Source organism: Gordonia alkaliphila (assembly GCF_023017165.1).
Lineage (GTDB): Bacteria > Actinomycetota > Actinomycetes > Mycobacteriales > Mycobacteriaceae > Gordonia > Gordonia alkaliphila.
In genome coordinates this window covers 1023452-1043171 of sequence record NZ_JALKBW010000001.1, presented here as the reverse complement: position 1 = coordinate 1043171, position 19720 = coordinate 1023452, and the positions used below count along the sequence as shown (strand labels likewise).

24 protein-coding genes are annotated in these 19720 nt (G+C 70.1%); 7 read left to right on the top strand and 17 right to left on the bottom strand.

The features are described 5' to 3' along the window. Window positions 1-30 precede the first annotated feature (30 nt). Entirely contained in the window at window positions 31-846 is an 816-nt protein-coding gene (locus tag MUG78_RS04600; protein WP_246992630.1) for an MTB12 C-terminal domain-containing protein, read from the top strand. 11 nt (window positions 847-857) lie between these two features. Here MUG78_RS04600 and MUG78_RS04595 read toward each other — a convergent pair whose 3' ends face one another. The 6 genes from MUG78_RS04595 to MUG78_RS04570 all read right to left on the bottom strand — a co-directional run bounded on the left by MUG78_RS04595 (window position 858) and on the right by MUG78_RS04570 (window position 5172). Then, window positions 858-1841, bottom strand: a complete 984-nt coding sequence (locus MUG78_RS04595; protein ID WP_246992628.1) for an ABC transporter substrate-binding protein — start codon at window positions 1839-1841, stop codon at window positions 858-860. A 184-nt stretch (window positions 1842-2025) separates the two neighbouring features. After that, entirely contained in the window at window positions 2026-2829 is an 804-nt protein-coding gene (locus MUG78_RS04590) for an exodeoxyribonuclease III (RefSeq protein WP_246992620.1), read from the bottom strand. 2 nt (window positions 2830-2831) lie between these two features. Then, the gene (locus MUG78_RS04585) at window positions 2832-3335 is read right to left on the bottom strand and encodes a barstar family protein (protein ID WP_246992618.1); all 504 of its coding nucleotides are present in this window, start codon (window positions 3333-3335) and stop codon (window positions 2832-2834) included. Window positions 3336-3340: 5 nt separating this feature from the next. Then, window positions 3341-3892 carry a guanyl-specific ribonuclease gene (locus MUG78_RS04580; protein WP_246992616.1) on the bottom strand — a complete coding sequence of 184 codons (552 nt, stop codon included), beginning with the start codon at window positions 3890-3892 and terminating at the stop codon, window positions 3341-3343. Window positions 3893-3906: 14 nt separating this feature from the next. Beyond that, complete coding sequence (locus tag MUG78_RS04575) at window positions 3907-4554, bottom strand: GNAT family N-acetyltransferase, cg3035/Rv0428c family (RefSeq protein ID WP_246992614.1); 648 nt, start codon at window positions 4552-4554, stop codon at window positions 3907-3909. A 27-nt stretch (window positions 4555-4581) separates the two neighbouring features. Further along, window positions 4582-5172, bottom strand: coding sequence for a peptide deformylase (locus MUG78_RS04570; RefSeq protein WP_246992612.1), 591 nt, complete (start codon window positions 5170-5172; stop codon window positions 4582-4584). 135 nt (window positions 5173-5307) lie between these two features. On the opposite strand from MUG78_RS04570, the gene napA reads away from it, so the two are divergent. From napA to MUG78_RS04550, 4 genes are all read left to right on the top strand, one after another. Further along, a complete protein-coding gene (gene napA / locus MUG78_RS04565) occupies window positions 5308-5625 on the top strand; it encodes a nucleoid-associated protein NapA (protein WP_246992611.1) in 318 nt (105 codons plus the stop codon). 44 nt (window positions 5626-5669) lie between these two features. Next, a complete protein-coding gene (locus tag MUG78_RS04560) occupies window positions 5670-6188 on the top strand; it encodes a LytR C-terminal domain-containing protein (RefSeq protein ID WP_246992609.1) in 519 nt (172 codons plus the stop codon). Between the two features lie 84 nt (window positions 6189-6272). Beyond that, window positions 6273-6839, top strand: coding sequence for a hypothetical protein (locus MUG78_RS04555; RefSeq protein WP_246992607.1), 567 nt, complete (start codon window positions 6273-6275; stop codon window positions 6837-6839). 33 nt (window positions 6840-6872) lie between these two features. Continuing rightward, the gene (locus MUG78_RS04550) at window positions 6873-8012 is read left to right on the top strand and encodes a glutamate--cysteine ligase (RefSeq protein ID WP_246992605.1); all 1140 of its coding nucleotides are present in this window, start codon (window positions 6873-6875) and stop codon (window positions 8010-8012) included. Between the two features lie 40 nt (window positions 8013-8052). Here MUG78_RS04550 and mnhG read toward each other — a convergent pair whose 3' ends face one another. Genes mnhG through MUG78_RS04520 form a run of 6 tightly spaced genes read right to left on the bottom strand, consistent with a single transcriptional unit; the run spans window position 8053 to window position 14620 of the window. Further along, window positions 8053-8400: a monovalent cation/H(+) antiporter subunit G gene (gene mnhG, locus MUG78_RS04545; RefSeq protein WP_246992603.1), complete on the bottom strand. Its 348-nt coding sequence runs from the start codon at window positions 8398-8400 to the stop codon at window positions 8053-8055. Beyond that, window positions 8397-8657, bottom strand: a complete 261-nt coding sequence (locus tag MUG78_RS04540; RefSeq protein ID WP_246992601.1) for a monovalent cation/H+ antiporter complex subunit F — start codon at window positions 8655-8657, stop codon at window positions 8397-8399. Before MUG78_RS04540 ends, mnhG begins: the two co-directional genes overlap by 4 nt. Before the next feature lie 5 nt (window positions 8658-8662). Then, a complete protein-coding gene (locus MUG78_RS04535) occupies window positions 8663-9460 on the bottom strand; it encodes a Na+/H+ antiporter subunit E (RefSeq protein WP_246992599.1) in 798 nt (265 codons plus the stop codon). Next, entirely contained in the window at window positions 9457-11064 is a 1608-nt protein-coding gene (locus MUG78_RS04530) for a Na+/H+ antiporter subunit D (protein ID WP_246996820.1), read from the bottom strand. Before MUG78_RS04530 ends, MUG78_RS04535 begins: the two co-directional genes overlap by 4 nt. Window positions 11065-11075: 11 nt before the next feature. Further along, window positions 11076-11711, bottom strand: coding sequence for a Na(+)/H(+) antiporter subunit C (locus tag MUG78_RS04525; RefSeq protein WP_246992597.1), 636 nt, complete (start codon window positions 11709-11711; stop codon window positions 11076-11078). Then, window positions 11708-14620, bottom strand: a complete 2913-nt coding sequence (locus tag MUG78_RS04520) for a Na+/H+ antiporter subunit A (RefSeq protein WP_246992595.1) — start codon at window positions 14618-14620, stop codon at window positions 11708-11710. The genes MUG78_RS04525 and MUG78_RS04520 overlap by 4 nt, the downstream gene beginning before the upstream one ends. 101 nt (window positions 14621-14721) lie before the next feature. On the opposite strand from MUG78_RS04520, the gene MUG78_RS04515 reads away from it, so the two are divergent. Both MUG78_RS04515 and MUG78_RS04510 read left to right on the top strand, forming a co-directional pair. Further along, window positions 14722-15138 carry a hypothetical protein gene (locus MUG78_RS04515; protein ID WP_246992593.1) on the top strand — a complete coding sequence of 139 codons (417 nt, stop codon included), beginning with the start codon at window positions 14722-14724 and terminating at the stop codon, window positions 15136-15138. 134 nt (window positions 15139-15272) lie between these two features. Further along, window positions 15273-15785, top strand: coding sequence for a hypothetical protein (locus tag MUG78_RS04510; RefSeq protein ID WP_246992591.1), 513 nt, complete (start codon window positions 15273-15275; stop codon window positions 15783-15785). Window positions 15786-15813: 28 nt separating this feature from the next. Here MUG78_RS04510 and MUG78_RS04505 read toward each other — a convergent pair whose 3' ends face one another. From MUG78_RS04505 to MUG78_RS04485, 5 genes are all read right to left on the bottom strand, one after another. Next, window positions 15814-16809, bottom strand: a complete 996-nt coding sequence (locus tag MUG78_RS04505) for a CDP-alcohol phosphatidyltransferase family protein (RefSeq protein ID WP_246992589.1) — start codon at window positions 16807-16809, stop codon at window positions 15814-15816. Then, window positions 16806-17516: a phosphatidylserine decarboxylase gene (locus MUG78_RS04500; protein WP_246992587.1), complete on the bottom strand. Its 711-nt coding sequence runs from the start codon at window positions 17514-17516 to the stop codon at window positions 16806-16808. The genes MUG78_RS04505 and MUG78_RS04500 overlap by 4 nt, the downstream gene beginning before the upstream one ends. Before the next feature lie 8 nt (window positions 17517-17524). Next, window positions 17525-17983, bottom strand: coding sequence for an SRPBCC family protein (locus MUG78_RS04495; RefSeq protein WP_246992585.1), 459 nt, complete (start codon window positions 17981-17983; stop codon window positions 17525-17527). Window positions 17984-18038: 55 nt separating this feature from the next. After that, window positions 18039-18503, bottom strand: a complete 465-nt coding sequence (locus tag MUG78_RS04490; RefSeq protein WP_246996819.1) for a DUF350 domain-containing protein — start codon at window positions 18501-18503, stop codon at window positions 18039-18041. An 86-nt stretch (window positions 18504-18589) separates the two neighbouring features. Next, window positions 18590-19708 carry an acyl-CoA dehydrogenase family protein gene (locus MUG78_RS04485; protein WP_246992583.1) on the bottom strand — a complete coding sequence of 373 codons (1119 nt, stop codon included), beginning with the start codon at window positions 19706-19708 and terminating at the stop codon, window positions 18590-18592. Window positions 19709-19720 lie beyond the last annotated feature (12 nt).

The following is a 19720-nucleotide window of genomic DNA, read 5'->3' as shown; positions in this document are numbered from 1 at the left end:
GCGCCCGGGTGGGCGTCGGACAGTCGGAGAGTGCGGGAGAACGGTATGGAGACCGAGGATCGGTACGGCGAGTACGGGGACGACGCGTACGCGGGTGACGAGGTCGGTGGCGGCGGAGCCGGCGGTGACGAGGCCGGCGGGGCGCCGGAGCGGCGCGGCCGCGGTGTCGATTGGCCGACGGTGCTGGCGGCCGGCGGCGTGTCGGCGATCATCTCGGTGCTCGTGCTGACCATCGGTCTGGTCGGGCTGCTGCTCAGTGATGTCGGCGCCCGCACCGAGGTCGCCGCTACGCCACCGACGGTGGTCAACCTCGGGGCGGCCACCGCACCCGTGGCGGCCGCGCCGCCGGCCGCTGCCGCCCCGACCGGCGCGGAGTCCGAGGCGCCCGCCGCCGAGGGTGACGCGCCCGCCGCCCCGAATCCAGACACCCCGGCGCCGGACGCGCAGGTCCCGGCTGCGCCCACCCCGGCGACCGCCCAGCCGGCCGCCGGTCCGACCGCGCCGACGCTCGGCGGGTTCCAGTCGGACCTGGCGGTGCTGAGCAGCGGCGCCTCGAGGGCGGAGAAGGCTAAGCGACTCGAGGGCGGCACCGCGGCCGTGACGCCGATCGAGAGCCTGTTCCGGCTGGCCGAGCAGTTCCGCGCCACGGGCCTCCGATACTCGCTGATGGGGCCCGTGAAGCAGAGCGGCGAGACCGCCACCGCGCAGTTCAAGCTGACCTCGCCCGGCTACGCGCCGACCTACTCCACGCTGCGCTGGGTGTGGCAGGACGGCCGGTGGAAGCTGACCAACAAGTCGGTCTGCGAGCTGGCCGCCTACGCCCAGATTCCCTGCAACCTGCGTTGAGCCCGGTGGCCTCAGGCCGCAGCGACGCGGTTCAGCTGCGGCCGGATCTGCTCGAGCAGGTAGGGGATGGACAGCGGGGTGGGCTGATTGAGGCCGCCGATCTCGGTGACGGTCAGGTCGCTGACACCGCCGTCGCGCACCGCGGTCAGCGCGGCGTAGCCGGGCAGCTTGCGCAGTTGCTCGGCCATCGTCGCGTTGCCGGTGGTCACCACCAGGTAGTCGGCGTCGAGCATGGGCACGTTCTCGGTGGAGATCGGGAAGCGCGGCTGCCCGGTCTTCGCGAACTCGGCGGCGAGCTTGGGGGCCACCTTCATGCCGAGCTGCCCGAAGAGCGCGCCGGCGCCGTCGGTCGGATCGGCCATCACCTGGATCTGATCGCTGGAGTACATGTACGCCAGCGCGTAGGTCTTGCCGGCCAGGCCGGGAAGATCCTTGGTGACCTGGTCGATGGTGCCGTTGACCGAGTCGATGATCTTCGCGGCTTCGTCGCTGCGGCCGGTGATGGTGCCGAAGAGTGTGACCAGGTCGGCCCACGGGTCCACCTGCTTGCCGGTGACGCCGGGGATGGTCGGGGCGATCTCCCGGATCTTCGCGAACGTCTCCGGCTGGGCGGTGGCCATGAAGCCCTCGGCCAGGATCACGTCGGGCCTGGCCTTCGCGATCTCGGCGACCAGGTTCTCGGTGCTCAGCGCGGTGGCGCCGGCGAGTTTGTCGCCCACCCACGGGGCGGTCTTCTTGGTGAGGATCTCGTTCTGGTCCAGGTAGGCCACCGGGGTCACGCCGAAGGCCAGGGCGGTGTCGATCCACTGGCTGCCGAGCGTGACGATGCGGGTCGGGGTGCCGGTGATGGTCACCGGGCCCTGCGGGGTGTTCACCTGCACGGTCCCGCCGGAGCCGCCTTCTTCGGCGGGCGGGCTGCACCCGGCGATCGCCAGCATTCCGGCGAGCGCAAGGACGAGGGCGGCGGCGAAACGAGGGCGCATTCTGAGGGTCATTCGGTAAGGGTAGCCGAACCTAAGTAGTTGCGAGTCGCGACGCTGCTGCCGGGTCGATCCCGGAGCCCGGCGCGCGAGGCGGGGAAGGGATCGCGACACGCGCAACGATGGGGGGTGGAGCCCGGCGCGCGAGGCGGCGAACGGGTCGCGACACGGGCGACGAGGGGGTGGGCGTCGAGCCCGATCAGCTGTCGAAGCCGGTGGAGAGGTCGAGGACCAGGGGCGCGTGATCGCTGGCCCCGGCGGCGGCGCGGGCGTCCCGGTCGATGAAGGCGTCGAAGACCCGGTCGTCCAGGGCCGGTGAGCAGAGCGCGTAGTCGATCCGCATGCCCTCGTTCTTGGCGAACCGTCCCGCGGTGTAATCCCAGAACGTGTACTCGTCCTCCGCGGGAGTGAAGCCCGCGGCGCTGTCCAGGTAGCCGCCGCGCAGGAACTCGTTGAAGGCGGCGCGTTCGGGTTCGGTGACGTGCGTGCGGCCCTCGAAGAAGGCGCGGTCCCAGACGTCCCGGTCGGTGGGGGCGACGTTCCAGTCCCCGGCCAGCGCGATCTGCGCCGCCGGGTCGTGGCCCAGTTCCAGCTTCGTGACCCCGGCCAGCGCCGACAGCCACTCCAGCTTGTAGCGGTAGTGCGGATCGTCGACGGCCCGGCCGTTCGGCACGTACAGGCTCCACACCCGCACCCCGGCGCAGGTCGCCGAGATGGCGCGCGCTTCCGGTTCCTCGCCCGGTGCGCGCGACGGCTGGCCATCGAACCCGCGGTGCACGTCGTCGAGCCCGACGCGCGAGGCGATCGCGACGCCGTTGTAGCCGCCGTCGCCGTACATGGCGACGTCGTAGCCCTCGGCCAGGAAGCTCATCACCGGGAACTGATCGTCCCGACATTTGGTCTCCTGCATGGCCAGCACGTCGATGGCGTGCCGGGTCATCCACGACACGACCTGCTCGGAGCGGGCGCGGATGGAGTTCACGTTCCAGGTGGCCAGGCGCATGGTCAGGCTCCCGTCCGATCGCGCACCACGACGGGTGTCACGCCGGCCACGGCCCACCGGTCGCGCAGCTCCTCCACCTCGGCCTCCGTGCAGCGGAGCACCACGGCGAAGCCGCGCGGCGGCTGCACCTCGTCGCGATAGTGGTCCCGGTAGAAGACGAGCGACGTCGCCAGCCACGCGAGGTCCTCGTCGGACGCGCTCGACAGCAGTTCGACGGCGCGCTCGATCACCGTCACGTACCCGCGGGCCGGTGCGCCGGTGGCCGTGCGCAGGCGCGGGGGCAGGTCGCGCATGCAGTCGTCGAAGGCGTCCTTGCCGGCGCCGAAGTACTCGGGGAAGTCCCAGGCCGCGGCGACGGTGCGGAACAGGTCGTCGAGCGTCGCGGTGTCGGCGGCGTCCACGCGGCGGACGGCCAGCTCGGCGGGAAACAGTGACAGCGGTGCCGGGGCCACGGCGACCGGTGCGCCGGACCGGCCGGCATGGCGCAGGAAGGCGGCGGTGGTCATGGTGATCAACGTGCGGGCCCCCGGATCAGAACGAACGTGCGGTAGTGGTCCAACGTGTACCAGGCCGAGCCGTCGTTCGCGGTGATGATGCGCTCCGCATCCCGTCCGCGGCCGCGTTCCTTCGGGTTCACGTCCCATTCCTGGAAGGTGAGCCGACGGCCGTCGGCGCCGGTGGCGGGCAGTCGGCGCTCGTTGTTGCGGAAGGTTCGGCCGCCCTGGGTGCCGGGCGCGTTCGCCGCGTCCGGCCAGTCGCCCGCGTCGATCAACGCCAGCGTGCGCAGCACCCGTGCGGGCGCCTGCGCCGTGGTCTTCGTGGCCGGGGTGGTCCGCTGCGGGGTGCTGGTCGACGGTGTGCCGGGCGACGCTGTGGTGGCCGGGGCGTCCGCGGTCACCGACCAGGTGGGCGTCGCCACGACGGAGGTCGACGCCGCCGGGGTCTCGTCGGCCGGGGGTTCGACCACCGCCCACCACACGATGGCGAGGACGAGCACGATGAGGGCACCGGTCGCCGACAGCAGGGTGCGACGGCGGGAGCCCGAGGCGGGGGTGCGGGACATGGGTTCGTCTCAGCTCACAGTTCGATCAGCGTGAAGGTGTGGTGGAGCCAGTGGCCTGCGGCGCGCAGCCGCAGCCGTTCGGCGCGATCGGCGACGGGCACCTGCACCGGCGCGTCGGTCGGGTCGATCAGCACCTCGTACTCGTCGCCCGCGCGGTCGGTGAGGTCGGCGAGGCGCAGCAGCCGGTCGGGCACCACGATCCGGGTGGGCGCGCCGCGCTCGGCGTACCAGGCCCGGAGCTGCGGCGCGGCGGCCGCGTGCGCCCCGAAACCGGCCGGCACCGCGGCGTTCGCCCGCAGTGCCTCCGACGTCGGATCCGCCGACAGCAGCCAGCCGTCGAACTCGACGCGCGCGGCCGCCGGCACCGTCTCGGTCAGGGTGCGTTCGACGGTGCGGATCGCCGAGTTGCGGACGGTGCGCGTGGACAACTGCCGGATCGACACGATCGCGGCCGTCGGCACGGTCTCGGCGACGCCGTCGCGTTCGAGGATCAGTCGCTCGGCGGAGGCGTCGATGAGGAGACCGGTCAGGTCGGACAGTGTCGGCGCATGACTGCGCGCCGGAGTCGGCGCCGGATTGGGCGTCGCGCGCCAGTCCGCCGGGCCGCCGGCGCCCAGGCGGTACCGGACCACCACGCGATCGCCGACAAGTGGATCCGCCATCGGTTCGGTCGAGAAGTCCGGGCGCGGCTAGTCGTCGTGCCCGAAGGGATCGACGTCCGAACCGGGCAGCCAGGTGAGGCCGGGGACGCCCCAGCCGTTGCGCTTGATCGCCTTCTTGGCGGCGCGGGCGTTGCGGCCCACCAGCACGTCGACGTAGAGGAAGCCGTTCAGGTGCCCGGTCTCGTGCTGCAGCATGCGCGCGAAGAAGCCGTTGCCCTCGATCTCGACGGGGTTGCCGTCGCGGTCGGTGCCGGTGACCTTGGCCCACTCGGCGCGGCCGGTGGGGAAGCCCTCGCCCGGCACCGACAGGCAGCCTTCGTCGTTGTCGTCCGGATCCGGCATGGTCTCCGGGAGCTCCGAGGTCTCCAGGACCGGGTTGATCACCTCGCCGCGGCGGCGTTCGGGGCCGTCCGGGCAGTCGTAGACGAACATGCGGAGCCCGCGGCCGACCTGGTTGGCGGCCAGCCCGACGCCGTTGGCGGCGTCCATCGTCTCGTACATGTCGTCGAGCAATTCGACGATCTCGGGCGCGGGACGGCCGGTGTCGTCGAGGTCGACCGGGGTCGTCGGCTGATGGAGCACGGGCTCGCCGACGATGCAGATGGGGAGAATCGCCATGCCAGGGACTCTACTGTCCGCGACTACGGTGAGTCATCGCGCCGGGTCCCCCCGAGTCGTGATTAGATACTCACCGAAAGAACAACGCTGTCATTCGGCAGTGAGACGGCGTGCACGAAGAAGGGGAGCTCACCGGTGTCGAACGGCGCAGCCGCAGAGCAGGAGTCGGCCCAGCCTGACCCGCATGAGGTCGGCGCGGACGGGCTCACCCGTCGCGAGCACGACATTCTCGGCTTCGAGCGGCAGTGGTGGAAGTACTCGGGGTCCAAGGAAGATGCGATCAAGGAGCTCTTCGGGCTCTCCTCGACGCGCTACTACCAGGTGCTCAACGCGCTGGTGGACCGTCCCGAGGCGCTCGCCGCCGATCCCATGCTCGTGAAGCGACTGCGGCGTCTGCGCGCATCGCGCCAGAAGGCGCGCGCCGCACGACGACTCGGTTTCGAGATCACCTGACGTCTCGCGCGGCCACGCCGGTCGCGTGAGTTAGAGTTGCCGTGATGAATGCTGACCGCGAACCCAATCGTCTCCCGCTGCGCGCGGGGGCCATGCTGCTGCTCGCCGTCGCCGTGGTCTTCATCGGCCTCGGCTGGAATTCCGCCGCCAAGAGCGACGACGAGACGCCGCAGGAGAAGCTGGCCAACAACCCGGCCCAGACCACCAGCGTGACGTCCGAGTCCACGGCGCCGTCGGGCACCGAGCCGGCCGGATCGCCGACCTCGACGCCCGCGGACGCCGCCGACGTGCCGAAACTGTGCGTCCTCAACGCCGGCTCCACCAAGGGCCTGGCCAAGCAGGTCTCCGATCAACTGCAGGCGGAAGGCTTCACGATCGGCACCGAGCCGGGCAATCTGAGTACCAGCAGCGTCACCGAGAACACCATCTTCTATGGTGAGGGCGAAGAAGATGCTGCCAAGAAGGTGGCCGAGTCCGTCCCCGGCGGTGCCTCACTGGCCGAACGGCCGGCGACGTTCACCCGCTGCGCAGGTGAACTCGTCGTCGTCGTGGTCACCTCGTAACACCCAGTCGCCTATCAACCCAGTCGCCTGTCACCGCAGTCACCAGCCAACCAGCCACAGTAGAACCCCGCCGAAGGAGCCGACATGACCGCCAGCCTCACCACCGGTGCCAAGATCACGCGTGGAGTCCTCACGCTCGCTGCCGCCGGTCTGGCCGGCGTGGCGCTGACGGCCTGCACCCCGGATCAGTACCCGACCAGCGAGAAGGGCACCACGCCCCCCGTCGTCACCGACAACCAGGTGATCCCCGGTGAGCTGGTGAACGCCGACGACGTGCCGGCCGAGCCCGGTTCGGCGATCGGCACCGTCACGCTGCAGAGCGGCGAGGGCGACAGCGTGGGTGCGGCGAGCTTCGTGGCCCTCGGCAACAGCACCAAGGTGAACCTGCGCGTGAGCACCCTGGAGAAGGGTCAGTACAAGGTCGAGGTCCGCACCGGCACCTACTGCGACACCCAGGACAACAAGTTCACCGGCACCGGTAACGCGCTGGCCGGCGGCTCGCTGCCCGGTATCGCGGTGAACGAGCGCGGCGCGGGCTCGGCCAACCAGACCGTGAACGTGAACATCGGCGAGCTCGACGGCAAGGCCATGGTGCTGCTCCAGGGCGACGCCACCGAGCCGATCGCCTGCGGCGTCATCACCGCCAACTAACGGGCCGGTTCGACGACGACCTCGGGTGCTCCGATGGCTCCGGCGGCACGCATAGCGCCGATCGAGTTCCACGCGTCGGCGGCCCCGACGCTCGGCGTCGAATGGGAGCTGGCGCTCGTCGATCGGCGCACGCGGGACCTGGTGAACGCCGCCGATCCGCTGTTCGAGCTGATCGAGGCGCGCGGGCTGACTCGACGCGCGCACATCCACAAGGAACTGCTGCGCAACACCGTCGAACTGGTCACCGGCATCTGCCGCACCACCGGTGAAGCCATGGACGATCTGGGTGCGACCCTGGCGCAGGTGCGGGAGCTGACCGACGAGCTCGGCATCGACCTGTACGGCGCGGGCACGCATCCGTTCGCCGAATGGTCCAGCCAGCAGCTCACCGAGGGGCACCGCTACGCGGAACTGATCGAACGCACCCAATGGTGGGGTCGGCAGATGCTGATCTGGGGTGTGCACGTGCACGTCGGCATCAGCCACCGGGACAAGGTGCTGCCGATCCTGTCGGGCCTGCTGACCTACTACCCGCATCTGCTGGCACTGTCGGCGTCGTCGCCGATGTGGGCGGGGCAGGAGACCGGTTACGCGAGCAACCGGTCGATGATGTTCCAGCAGCTGCCTACCGCCGGGCTGCCCTTCCAGTTCCACGAGTGGTCGGAGTTCGAGGCCTTCGTCGGCGACCAACGCACCACCGGCATCATCGACAACCTCACCGAGATCCGCTGGGACATCCGGCCGTCGCCGCACCTGGGCACCATCGAGGTGCGGGTGTGCGACGGCGTGTCCAACCGCCGGGAGCTGGCCGCGCTGGTGGCGCTGACCCACTGCCTGGTGGTGGACTTGGATCAGCGGCTGACCGCGGGCGAGGAACTGCCGTCCATGGCGCCGTGGCTGGTCCAGGAGAACAAGTGGCGGGCGGCGCGCTACGGGCTCGACGCCATCGTCATCCTCGACTCGGACTGCAACGAGCGTCTGGTGACCGACGACCTGGCCGACCTGCTGGTGCGGTTGGCGCCGGTCGCCGAGCAGCTCGGCTGCGCCGAAGAACTGGCCTCGGTGGCCGACATCGTCGCCGCGGGCGCCAGCTATCAGCGCCAGCACGTGGTGCATCAGCGGACCGGGGACCTCCGGGCCGTGGTCGAGGCCGTGGTCGCCGAACTCGACTGACGGTACGAACCGGACCGGCGGGACCGGATCGCCTCGCGATTCAGGCGGGCGGGTCCTCGCGCTGCTGCACGGTCAGCTGGGATTCGTCCATCAGCCGACCACCGCGGCCGGGCATCTCGCGGTACACCAGGCGGCCGACGCGCTGAGCGATCACCGGTGCTGTGATCAGCATGAACAGCGCGGTCAGCACCAGCATGCCGCCGTCCGGGTGGCCGGCGATCTGGATGAGGGTGCCGATCAGCACCAGCGTCATGCCGAAGGTCTGCGGCTTGGTGGCGGCGTGCATGCGCGAGAGCGTGTCCGGGAAGCGGACGATCCCGATCGCGGCGGTCAGGGCGAGCAGACTGCCGCTGAGCACGAAGATCGCGGAGAGGACGTCGCTGATCATGCGTCGTCCCTCACGCGGAAGCGGGCCACCGACACGGTGCCGATGAAGCTCACCAACGACAGCACCACGATGCCGGGCACGATGGTGGTGTTGTAGGTGGCGGCCACCCACACCGCCAGCGACGAGATGATCATCGCGACCAGGGTGTCGATGCCCACCAGCCGGTCCAGCGTGGTGGGGCCGCGCAGGGACCGGTAGAGGGTCAGCAGGATGGCGGTCATCAGCATCGCGCCGCTGATCGCCCAGACTATGGTCATCGGAGTCACCGCTCCTTTCGACGACGATGGCGGGCCGGCGGCGTCGCGTCGGCTACGCGCTGGCGTTCGGTGAAGGGGACGTGGTGGAAGTCGTCGTCGATCCCGTGGAACGGGCTCGGCTGCCACTCGCTGTCCCGCTCGAAGGTCTTGATGAACTGGCGTTCCACGTACGCCATCTGCTGGTGGAACGAGTCGACCTGCTTCTGGGTGCGCACGTCGAAGACGTGCACGTACAGAATGCGGCGCAGGTGGTCCACCTCCACCACCATGGTGCCGGGCACCAGGTTGATGTAGTCGATGGCCAGGGTCAGCACCATGTCCGACTTGATGGCCAGGTGCACGCGGACCACCACGCCCAGCGGCGGCGCCCCGGGGCGGATCGCCGCCCAAGCCACCTGCGCGGACGACAGCAGGAAGTTCCACAGCAGGTTGAACAGCAGGTTCATCGCGGCGATCGGATGGATGCGGCCCTCGACCGGTACCCGGGGCAGAGGCAGCAGCAGCATGATCGCCGCGCCCACCAGGGCGCCGACGATGATGTTGCCCCAGGTGACGTCACCCCAGAGCAGTACCCACACGAACGTCAGCCAGGACAGGCCCCACAGTCGGACGCCGAACTCGCGGAGATCGCCGCCCATCCACTTGGGGACGTGCAGGCGGTTGTGCAGCCAGACGATGGCGGTGGTCAGCGGCCAGGCGAAACCGACGACGGCGTAGCGCCACAGGAGGCCGAAGAAGGCCGGGACCCGGCGCTTGCCGACCGGGCGTGGACTGGGCCGATCCGGGTAGGGCGTGTTGCTCATCGTTCACCCCCGAGGACGGCGGTCAGATAGGGCGTGCGGTCGTTCAAGTCGTGCGCGGCGTCGCCGGTGAAGCCGAAGATCGGGCCGGCCCACACGGTCAGCGCGATACCCACGGCGAGCATCGCGACCGTTGGCAGCACCATCGTGGCCGGCATGCGGCCGACGTCCTCGCGGTCGGCCACCAGGACGTCCTCGCCCTCCTCGATCAGCGCCGAGGCCGTGCTGTTGGTGAGCTCGCCCTCGGGCGCATCGGCGCGGGGCCGCCAGAAGGCCTTGGTCCAGACCCGGGCCACCACGTACAGCGTCAGCAGGCTGGTGACCACCGAACCGACCACCAGCAGCCAGGCCAGCACCGAACCGTCCTTCACACCGCCCTCGAGGAGCGCGACCTTGCCGATGAAGCCGGAGAACGGCGGGATACCGCCGAGGTTCAGCGCCGGAATCAGGAAGAGCGCCGCCAGCAGGGGGCTGGCGAGCAGGCCGCCGAGACGGCGCAGCGAGGCACTGCCGGCCTGCCGTTCGATGAGACCGACGACCAGGAACAGCGTGGTCTGCACCAGAATGTGGTGCGCCACGTAGTAGATGGCCGCCGACAGCGAGATCTCCGAGCCGACCGCGATGCCGAAGATCATGTAGCCGATGTGGCTGACCAGGGTGAACGACAGCAGACGTTTGATGTCCGACTGGGCGATGGCGCCCAGGATGCCCACCAGCATGGTCAGCAGACCGGCCACCATCAGCAGGTTGTTCATCGAGCCGCCGGGGAACAGCAGGGTGTTGGCCCGGATGATCGCGTAGACGCCGACCTTGGTCAGCAGACCGGCGAAGACCGCGGTGACCGGAGCGGGCGCGGTCGGATAGGAGTCGGGCAGCCAGGTGGACAGCGGGAACACGGCCGCCTTGATGCCGAACGCCACCAGCAGCACGGCGAACAGTGCGTTGCGGGTACCTGACGGTACGTCGTCGAGCCGGATCGCCATCTCGGCGAGGTTGAGTGTTCCGGTCGTGGAGTACGCGAAGGCGATGCCGGCCAGGAAGATCAGCGACGACACCATCGAGACCATCACGTACGACGCACCGGCGCGCACCCGGTCGGCGCTCGCGCCGAGGGTCAGCAGCACGAAGCTGGCCGCCAACAGCACTTCGAACGAGACGTACAGGTTGAACAGGTCGCCGGCGAGGAAGGCGTTGCACACGCCCGCGGTCAGAATCAGGTACGACGGCAGGAAGATCGACACCGGCTGATCGGTGGTCCCGTCGCGAATACCCTGCCCGATGGCGTACACCACCACGAGCAGCAGCACGATGGTGGACACCACCAGCATCAGCGCCGACAGGCGGTCCACCACCAGCGTGATGCCCAGTGGCCCGTTCGGGTAGCCCTTGCCGCCCCAGCCGCCGATCTTCACCGCGTACGGACCGTTGGTGCTGGTCAGGTACAGCATCATGCCGGAGGCGATGAGGGCGACGCTGATCGCGCCGACGGTCACCAGACGCTGCATCCGGGCGTTGCGGCCCTGCAGGAGGGTCAGGGCGGCGCCGAGGAACGGGACCAGTGTGGGCAGGGCGATCAGGGTGGGGATCCAGGATGACTGCGGGATCAGGGAGTCGAGATTCATCGCTGCTCGCCTCCCACATCGGTGTCGTCGTCGGTGCCGTCGTCGTCGGGGTCGTCACCAGGCATCTCGTCCGGGCTGAACTCGGGGAGCCGATCGATGATCGACGCTTCGTCGGGCATCAGGTCGGGCTCGATGATGGTGCGGTGCAGGGCCGCGAACTCCTCCGGGGTCAAGGGGTTGCCGCGCGCGTCGAAGAGGTCGCCGGTCACGGTGTACTCGCCGGTCTCCGGGTCGTCGCTGCGATCGCGGTCGGGGCGTTCGCTGATCGAGCCCTTGATCACCTTGAGGTCCTCGGAGTCGTCCTCGAGGTCGTCGTCCTCGTCGCGGTTGATCACGAACAAGCGGTAGGTCAGGGCCAGCACGAACGCGGCGATGCCCATGGTGATGACGATGGCGGTGAGCACCATCGCTTGGGCGAGGGGATCGGCGTCGACGGCGGCGCCGATCGACTCGTCGCTCTTGATCGGCGGTCGGCCGGACGGACCGGCGATGGTCACGATGAGGATGTTCAGGCCGTTGCCGACCAGCAGCAGCCCGAGCAGCATCCGGACCAGGCTGCGCTCCATGATCAGGTAGGTGCCGGTGGCGGCCAGGATGCCGGCGACGATTAGCAGACCGAGGTTCACGCTCATCGGTTCACCTGCTGCCGGGGTGCGGTTTGCGGCGGCGTGACGGGCGACAGGCCGATGGTGGTGCTCGCATCCTCCGGGGCGTCCAGGCGGGCGCCGAGGCTGCGGAGCACGTCGAGCACCAGGCCGACCACGATCAGGTAGATCCCGGCGTCGAAGAACATGGCGGTCACCAGCGTGACCTCACCGAAGACCGGCAGGTGCATCTCGATCACCGCCGACGACAGCGCCGGGGCGCCGAGGAGGAGTGAGACGGTCGCGGTGACCGCCGAGATCAGCAGTCCGGCGCCGAGGATCTTGCCCGGCTCCACCGGCAGGGCCTCGCCGAGTTCGTAGCGGCCGCCGGCCAGGTAGCGGAGCACCAGTGCCAAGCCCATCACCAGGCCGCCGGCGAAGCCGCCGCCCGGGGCGTTGTGGCCGGCGAAGAAGAAGTACACCGACAGCACCATGAGGGTGGGGAACACCAGGCGGGTGGTGGCCTCGAGCACCATGGACCGGTGCTGCGGATTGCCCACTTCGCTGCCGCGCAGCCACGTGGTCCGGTCGGTGGTGGCGTCGTCGTCGTCCAAACCGGCCTCGCTGCGCACCAGCGCGGTGACGCGGGGTGCGGCGCCGGTGCGGCGGCTGCGGAAGACCATGGACGCCACGCCGGTGGCGGCGACGATCAAGACCGAGACCTCGCCGAGCGTGTCCCAGGCGCGGATGTCGACCAGCAGCACGTTCACGGTGTTGCCGCCGTGGCCGATCTTGTAGGCGGCTTCGGCGAGGTCGTCGGCCAGTGGCCGCGCCGAACGTGCGGCCGCGGCGAACAGGCCGATCACCACGAGGCTGGCGCCGAAGGCCACCGCGATGAGGGCGCGCAGCGGTTTGAAACCGGTCTTGTGCCTGGGCTGCGGCTCGGCGGCGAGCTTGCGCAGGACCAGCACGAAGATCACCAGGGTGAGGCTCTCCACCAGGAACTGGGTGAGTGCCAGGTCGGGTGCGCCGTAGATCGCGAACAGCGCGCCGCAGCCGTAACCGGTGATGCCGACGGTCAGGGCGCCGGCTAGGCGGTTGCGGAGCACGACGGCGACCAGCGCGGACCCGGCGATCACGATGCCGATGACGGCCTGCTCGACGTTCTCGAAGCCGCTCAGTTCCAGGCGGTTGCGTGCGCCGACGAACAGCGCGATGGTCGGCACCAGGATCGCCGTGGAGATGATCACGCCCTGCGTGATCGGCAGCGAACCGCGCTGGGTGTTCCGCGTGACCCACAGCGACAGCGTGTCCGCGCCGCGGATGATGCGGTCGTAGACGCGGTCGGCGTTCAGGCGCGGCGGATGATCGAAGAGCTGGTCGCGGATCCGGCGGAGGATCAGGAACAGGGCGGGACCGGCGACGTACACGACGAGGGTGAGGATCACCGGAAGTCCGAAGCCGTGCCACAGCGCCAGGTACTCGGCGGGGTGCCCGTAGGTCGGCAGTTCCTCGGTGTAGGGCGCCAGCTTCTCGGTCAGCCATTCCCCGGAGAAACCGGCCACCACGCCGAGGGCGGCGAGCAGCGCGGGCGGGAACAGGAACATGGCGCTCGGCGGATGGAGCTGCGCCACCGCGCGGGTGGGCAGCGACCGGACCTTGCGGCCGAACGCTCCCCACAGGAAACGGGTGGTGTACGCGAAGGTGATGATCGCGCCGAGCACCACCACCAGGTCGATGGCGTGCGCCAGCCAGGGGGTGTACGCGCCGGTGGACCACAGCGCCCCGAACGCCGACTCCTTGCCGATGAAGCCCAGGGTGAACGGCAGACCGGCCATGCTGGCGCCGGCCACCGCGGCGGTCGCCGCGAGGAACGGCAGTCGGTGCCCGAGCCGGGCCAGGAGACGGATGTCGCGGGTGCCGGTGGAGTGGTCGATGATGCCGACCACCATGAACAGGCTGGCCTTGAACAGCGCGTGCGCGATCACCATCGCCATACCGGCCAGGGCGACGTTGCCGTCGCCCACGCCCACCAGCACCACCATCAGGCCCAGCTGCGAGACGGTGCCGAAGGCGAGGACCAGTTTGAGGTCCAGTTCGCGCAGCGACCGCCAGCCGCCCAGCAGCATGGTGAGCAGGCCCAGGGTGACGACGATGACCTGCCAGCTGATCTGCGCGTGGAACGCCGGGGCCAGGCGCGCGACCAGGTAGATGCCGGCCTTGACCATGGCGGCGGCATGCAGGTACGCGCTGACCGGGGTGGGCGCGGCCATCGCGCCGGGCAGCCAGAAGTGGAACGGCACGATGGCCGACTTGCTCAGGGCGCCGACCAGGAGCAGGGCCACCGCGATCGCCGCGTAGACGCCGTCCGGCGGATTCTCGATGAGGTCGGAGAGCAGGTAGCTGCCGGTGCGCTCGCCGAGCATGATGACGCCGACCAGCATGGCGAGGCCGCCGAAGGTGGTGACCAGCAGTGCCTGGGTGGCGGCCCGGCGCGACGTCGCTCGGACGGCGTTGAAGCCGACCAACATGAACGACAGCACGGTGGTGGCTTCCCAGAAGACGTACATCACCAGCATGTTGTCGCTGAGGACGAGCCCGAGCATGGCGCCGGCGAAGGCCACGATCTCGCCGCCGAACACTTCGACACGTTTGCGCATCTCGTCGAAGTAGTTGGCGCAATAGACCAGGACCAGGGAGCCGACGCCCAGGATCAGCACGCCGAGGACCGCGGAGAGCGTGTCCAGCCGCAGGACGATGTCCATCTGCAGGCTGGGCACCCACGCGAAGGTCTGCGTCGTCGGCTCGGCGCCGGCGGTCGGCCAGTTCAGCAGCAACCAGACCAGTGCGCCCGCCGGCATGAGGGCCAGAACGTAGAAACCGCGCGTACCCAGGGCTCGCATGATGGGCGGCGCCGCGAGGGCGCCGATTCCCAGTGCGATCAGGACCCCGATCACGGGACCCTCCGAACCTGAGTCACTAGGGGCACTCCGTCGTCTGTCGAGGGGCGGGCGGGTGTCGGGAGCAGGTATCTGCTCGATTACTTTACCGTTCAGGCATGCGGCCTTTGAACCGAGTCCTGTTCGCGATCCTCGCGGTGGTGGTCGCGCTCGTCGCCGTGACCGGCTGCGGGGGCGACGATGCGCCCGCGACCGAGGGGGCGGCGCTGCCGAAAGACTTCCCCACGGCGCAGGTACCGCTGGTGCAGGGCGCGATCCTGACCGCGGACGGCACGAGCCCGGAATGGCAGGTCACCGTGCAGGCCTATGCGGACGTCGGGGATCCCTTCACCGCGGCCGTCGACACCCTCACCGAGGCGGGGTACGCCGAATCCAGCCGCACCGAGACCGATCGGGAGCGGTCGGTCCTGCTGTCCAAGGAGGTCGACGGCAAGACCTACTGGGTCACCGTCGGACAGTCGGCGGCGTCGTCGACGGCGGGCAGCACGGTGATGTACTCCATCACCCTCACCTGACCTGCCCCGATGGCGGGCCGCCTCATTCGCAGGAGGTCGGCACCGCGTTCACAGGGAGTTGGCAGGAAGTGTCGGCAGAGTGGATCTCGAGTGCTTGAGACTCGCTCAGCACGGCGACAGAAGGAGGCCACTCGGTGACCACCCCCGACGACCAGAACAACACGAACAACCCGGACGGCAACGCCACCGAGCAGCTGGATCCGCAGGCGCAGGCCGTCCCGGAGGCGCCCACCGCGCCGATCACGCCGCCGCCGCTGACCCCGGGCCAGGTGTCCCCGGTCGCGCCGGGTCCGGTCGCTCCGGCGCCCGCGCCCCCGAAGAACCCGCAGAACAAGCGCGCGTGGATCATCGGCGGTGCGATCGCCGCGGCGTTCGCCTTCCTGCTGATCGGTTTCGGCCTGGGCTACGTCACCGGCGACCTGACCGGCGACGACGGCCGCGGCGGACACCACCGTTCCGGACAGGAGTACGGCCCGCGCGGCGGCGGTATGCGCATGGACGGCGAGCGGCCGATGGGCCCCATGATGCGCGGCGACGGTCAGGACGGCGACCAGCGCGGTCAGCGTCCGAACCGGTCGACCGAGCCGTCGGCCCCGACCACGCCGCAGCAGTCCGCCACCGAGCAGACTCCGTCCGCGGCGGGCTGATCAGCGCTGAGCGCTGATCACGCGGAGCTCAGTGCGGTGCGTCGTTCTTCGACGGACCGGTCGGCACACGCAGACCGAGCCGAGCCGACGGACGACGCACCGGGATCACGCGCCGGCGGGTGCCCGCGGCCACCTCGGCGCGACGTTCGTCGCGCCGCTGGAGGCGACGGTCCCGCGGCGCGGTCTCCCAATGCTCGGGTCGGCTGCTGACCCAGCGCTGCATCCGCCAGGCGAACGGGATGTGCAGGAGGTACGCGCCGACCAGGACGATCATCAGCACGTACGGGAAGGTGAAGAGCAGGGCGGCGGCGCCGGCGACGATGAACAGCCCGGGCGCCAGCAGGCGGGCCCGCGGCTTGGCCGACTTCAGGCTCAGGGTGGGCACGCGGCTCACCGCGAGCAGACCGATGAACACCAGCCAGCAGCCCACGAACGCGGTCGACGTCCACCAGCCCTCGCCGAACTGCTCCAACAGGCCGATCGGCAGCAGCACCATCACCGCGGCCGCCGGGGCGGGCACGCCGACGAAGAAGTCGCGCGTGTAGCCGGGGGCCGAGTCGTCGTCGAGCAGCGTGTTGAACCGGGCCAGGCGCAGCACGATCGCCGAGCAGTAGACCAGCACCAGCGCCCACCCGATGCCGGAGGCGGCTTCGGACTGCTCGCGCAGCAGGATCGAATAGACCATCACCGCGGGCACCACGCCGAAGTTGATGACGTCGGCGAGGGAGTCCAGTTCCGCGCCGATCGCGCTGGACGCATCCATCATGCGCGCGACGCGGCCGTCGAGGCCGTCGAGCACCGCGGCGGTGACCAGCAGAATCAGCGCCAGGTCGACGTTGCCGTCGTCGGCGGCGGTGCGCATGGCGGTGAGACCGGCGCAGATCGCCAGCACGGTGATCGCGGAGGGGATGAACAGCCGTCCGTTCCGGGCGGCGCGTTCGGTTCTCCGGGCGCGGACCGGGCGGAGTCGGCCGGCGACGCGTCGCCGGCCCGACCGTCGACCGGACCGCTGACGCGGTGTCATCGCGGCAGCTCCGCCAACACGGTCTCGGCGCCGATGGTGGTCTGGCCGACGGCGACCTTGGCCACGGTGCCGGCCGGGAAGTAGACGTCCACCCGGGAGCCGAAGCGGATCAGTCCGTAGGTCTCGCCGAGCGTCACCGTCTCGGCCGGGGTCACGTCGCACACGATGCGGCGGGCGATGAGGCCGGCGATCTGCACCACGCCGACGGCTTCGCCGGCCGCGGTGCGCAGGCGCAGGCAGGTGCGCTCGTTGCGGTCGCTGGCCTCGGGGAGGTCGGCGGACAGGAACTCGCCGGGGGTGTGCACCACGGTTTCGACGGTGCCCGAGATCGGGATCCGCTGCACGTGGACGTCGAACACCGACAGGAACGTGCTCACGCGCGGCAGCGGCTCGCTGCCCAGGCCGAGTTCGGCGGGCGGGACGGCGGTGTCGACCAGGGCGACGGTGCCGTCGGCCGCGGCGACCACCGCGCCGGGCGTCGTCGGCGGCACCCGCGACGGATGCCGGAAGAAGAAGGCGCTCGCCCCGGCCAGCGCGATAGCGGGCCGCGCCAACCACGGACGCCGCCGCGCCGCGAGGGCGACGGCGGCGGGTCCGAGGACGAAGGGCAGACCCTTGGGATGCACCGGCGGCACCGTCTCGGCGATGAGGTCGAGCAGGTGAGCGGGTCCGGTGCGGTCGCCGGGCTGAGCGGGTCGTCGTGCCATGTTCTGGTTCAGGCCTCCACGACGCGCTTGACCTTGCCCAAGGTCTCGCGCATGCCGGCGGCCAGTTCCACCTCGAAGCCGTCGTTGCCGCCGAAGACCTTGTCCACCAGGAACGACGACACCTTGCTGGTCTCGCCGCCGGGCGCGGTGCGACGCTGCGTCACGCGGGTGCCGGTCTCGGTCTCGGTGATCTCGAAGCCCCACACGGTGTTGTTCTCGGCGATCCGCCAGGCGATCTCGCGGCTCGGCTCGAAGGCGACGACCTTGGAGCTGGTGGGCCACACCAGCGGGCCGCGGCGGTTGACGTTGAGGGTGCGCGTGCCCAGCTTCACCGGGCCGCCGAAGATGACCATCTTCTTGCACTGCGGGCTCCACTCGCCCATGCGGGCGAGGTCGGAGACCACGGCCCAGACCTGCGCGGGCGTGCCGGCGATGTCGATGGACTCTTCGATGAGCGGTGCGGCCATGAGGAAACTCCTAATTCGGCGGGAATGCTGTGCCCGAAGTGTATGTGTCGGGCAGTTACAGGGACAGGGCGGCGCTGACGAACAGGCCGATCGCCACGAAGATCACCGCGTTCAGCCACACCGCGGGGTGGTGGCGGCCGGGCGCATCCTTCGGGGCGGCGGCATCGTCCTCATGCCCGAGCAGCACCGCACCGAGCCGACCCGGCGTGAGCAGGTCGATGAGCACGAACGAGAACATCATCAGCGCGATGGTCACGACGCCGTAGACGGCGGTGTTGACGATGCCGCGCCACAGTTCGAGGCCGACGTCGGCGGTGATCGCCGACGCCAGCGCGAAGATCAGACCGAGGGACTGCGCCACCGCGAGGATCACCGCGCTGCGGTTGCCCTCGTTCCAGATCTTGGTGCGCAGGTTGCCCGGGGTCACCAGTTCCAGCCCGACGAAGCCGAGAATCAGCAGTCCCACGGCCAGCAGGCTGTACGACGTCAGGTCGGCCAGGTTGTCGCGCAGCAGCGTCAGCGAATCCATGCGCTCACCCTACTGTGCTGACCCCACCCGGCCGACCCACCCGGCCGTCCTGCTCGGTGCAACCCGTGCTGTCGGACTCAGCCGACGGTCAGCATGTCCCAGTCGCGCAGGTGTGCGCCGAGCTGGGCCACGTGCGCATCCGCGTCGCCGAGGGTGTGGCTGATGGCGGTCAGACGGCTCACGTAATGCGCGATCGGGTACTCGGCGGTCATGCCGATGCCGCCGTGCATCTGGATCGCTTCCTGGCCGATGAGACGACCGGAGCGGCAGACCTGCAGCTTGCCGCGCGACGCGGTGATGGCGTCGGCGCTGCCCTCGGCGATGGCCGCGGTCAGGTAGACGTTCATGCTGGTCGCCAGCTCCAACGCGACGTACATGTCGGCGGCGCGGTGGGTCAGCGCCTGGAAGGTGGCCAGCGGCACGCCGAACTGCTTGCGGGTCTTGAGGTAGTCGACGGTCATGTCCAGCGACTTGGTCATCGCGCCCACGGCCTCCGAGCACAGCGCGCTCTGCTCGACGATGGCCACGTCCTCGATCAGGGCGGCGGCGTCGGCCTGCGTGATCTTGGTGCCCGCGGCGTCGGTGAAGACCACCTGCGCACCGCGGCGGTTGTCGTGCGTGCGGTAGGCGGTGCGGGCGACGCCGGCCTGATCGGCCTCCACCAGGTACAGGCTCACGGTGCCGTCGGCCTCGCGGGCGGAGACCACGAAGACGTCGGCGCAGTCGCCGTGCGGGACCAGCGACTTGGTGCCGGACACCGTGGTACCGGTCGCCGAGGCGGCGACGGCGTACGCCGGCCAGCGGTCGCCCTGCTCGTGGTGGGCGAAGGCGGCCAGGCGCTCGCCGCCGGCGAGGGCGGTGAGGACCTCTTCCTTGACGGACTCGTCGGCGTCGGACCGCTCGATCAGCAGACCGGGCACCACGACGGAGTCCAGCAGCGGCTCGGGGGCCAGCGATGCGCCGAACTCACCCATCACCACCGCGAGTTCTTCCACGCCGGCACCCATGCCGCCGAACTTCTCGTCGAAGGCGAGGCCCAGGATGCCGATCTCGGCGAGCGAGGTCCACACCTCCCGGTTCCAGCCCAGCGGGGTGTCGGTGACCGCGCGGAGGGTCTCGATGTCGTAGGTCCGGGTCAGTACCTCGCGCACGGTGTCGCGGAGCATGCCCTGTTCGTCGGAAAGCTCGAAATCCATGGTGTGTTCTTC

Excerpts from the sequence above, each read along its gene's own strand:
- MUG78_RS04595 (WP_246992628.1), bottom strand. The coding sequence starts at position 1,841 with ATGACCCTCAGAATGCGCCCTCGTTTCGCCGCCGCCCTCGTCCTTGCG.
- MUG78_RS04590 (WP_246992620.1), bottom strand. The coding sequence starts at position 2,829 with ATGCGCCTGGCCACCTGGAACGTGAACTCCATCCGCGCCCGCTCCGAG.
- MUG78_RS04585 (WP_246992618.1), bottom strand. The coding sequence starts at position 3,335 with ATGACCACCGCCGCCTTCCTGCGCCATGCCGGCCGGTCCGGCGCACCG.
- MUG78_RS04580 (WP_246992616.1), bottom strand. The coding sequence starts at position 3,892 with ATGTCCCGCACCCCCGCCTCGGGCTCCCGCCGTCGCACCCTGCTGTCG.
- MUG78_RS04575 (WP_246992614.1), bottom strand. The coding sequence starts at position 4,554 with ATGGCGGATCCACTTGTCGGCGATCGCGTGGTGGTCCGGTACCGCCTG.
- MUG78_RS04570 (WP_246992612.1), bottom strand. The coding sequence starts at position 5,172 with ATGGCGATTCTCCCCATCTGCATCGTCGGCGAGCCCGTGCTCCATCAG.
- MUG78_RS04560 (WP_246992609.1), top strand. The coding sequence starts at position 5,670 with ATGAATGCTGACCGCGAACCCAATCGTCTCCCGCTGCGCGCGGGGGCC.
- MUG78_RS04555 (WP_246992607.1), top strand. The coding sequence starts at position 6,273 with ATGACCGCCAGCCTCACCACCGGTGCCAAGATCACGCGTGGAGTCCTC.
- MUG78_RS04550 (WP_246992605.1), top strand. The coding sequence starts at position 6,873 with ATGGCTCCGGCGGCACGCATAGCGCCGATCGAGTTCCACGCGTCGGCG.
- mnhG (WP_246992603.1), bottom strand. The coding sequence starts at position 8,400 with ATGATCAGCGACGTCCTCTCCGCGATCTTCGTGCTCAGCGGCAGTCTG.
- MUG78_RS04540 (WP_246992601.1), bottom strand. The coding sequence starts at position 8,657 with ATGACCATAGTCTGGGCGATCAGCGGCGCGATGCTGATGACCGCCATC.
- MUG78_RS04535 (WP_246992599.1), bottom strand. The coding sequence starts at position 9,460 with ATGAGCAACACGCCCTACCCGGATCGGCCCAGTCCACGCCCGGTCGGC.
- MUG78_RS04525 (WP_246992597.1), bottom strand. The coding sequence starts at position 11,711 with ATGAGCGTGAACCTCGGTCTGCTAATCGTCGCCGGCATCCTGGCCGCC.
- MUG78_RS04515 (WP_246992593.1), top strand. The coding sequence starts at position 14,722 with ATGCGGCCTTTGAACCGAGTCCTGTTCGCGATCCTCGCGGTGGTGGTC.
- MUG78_RS04505 (WP_246992589.1), bottom strand. The coding sequence starts at position 16,809 with ATGACACCGCGTCAGCGGTCCGGTCGACGGTCGGGCCGGCGACGCGTC.
- MUG78_RS04500 (WP_246992587.1), bottom strand. The coding sequence starts at position 17,516 with ATGGCACGACGACCCGCTCAGCCCGGCGACCGCACCGGACCCGCTCAC.
- MUG78_RS04495 (WP_246992585.1), bottom strand. The coding sequence starts at position 17,983 with ATGGCCGCACCGCTCATCGAAGAGTCCATCGACATCGCCGGCACGCCC.
- MUG78_RS04485 (WP_246992583.1), bottom strand. The coding sequence starts at position 19,708 with ATGGATTTCGAGCTTTCCGACGAACAGGGCATGCTCCGCGACACCGTG.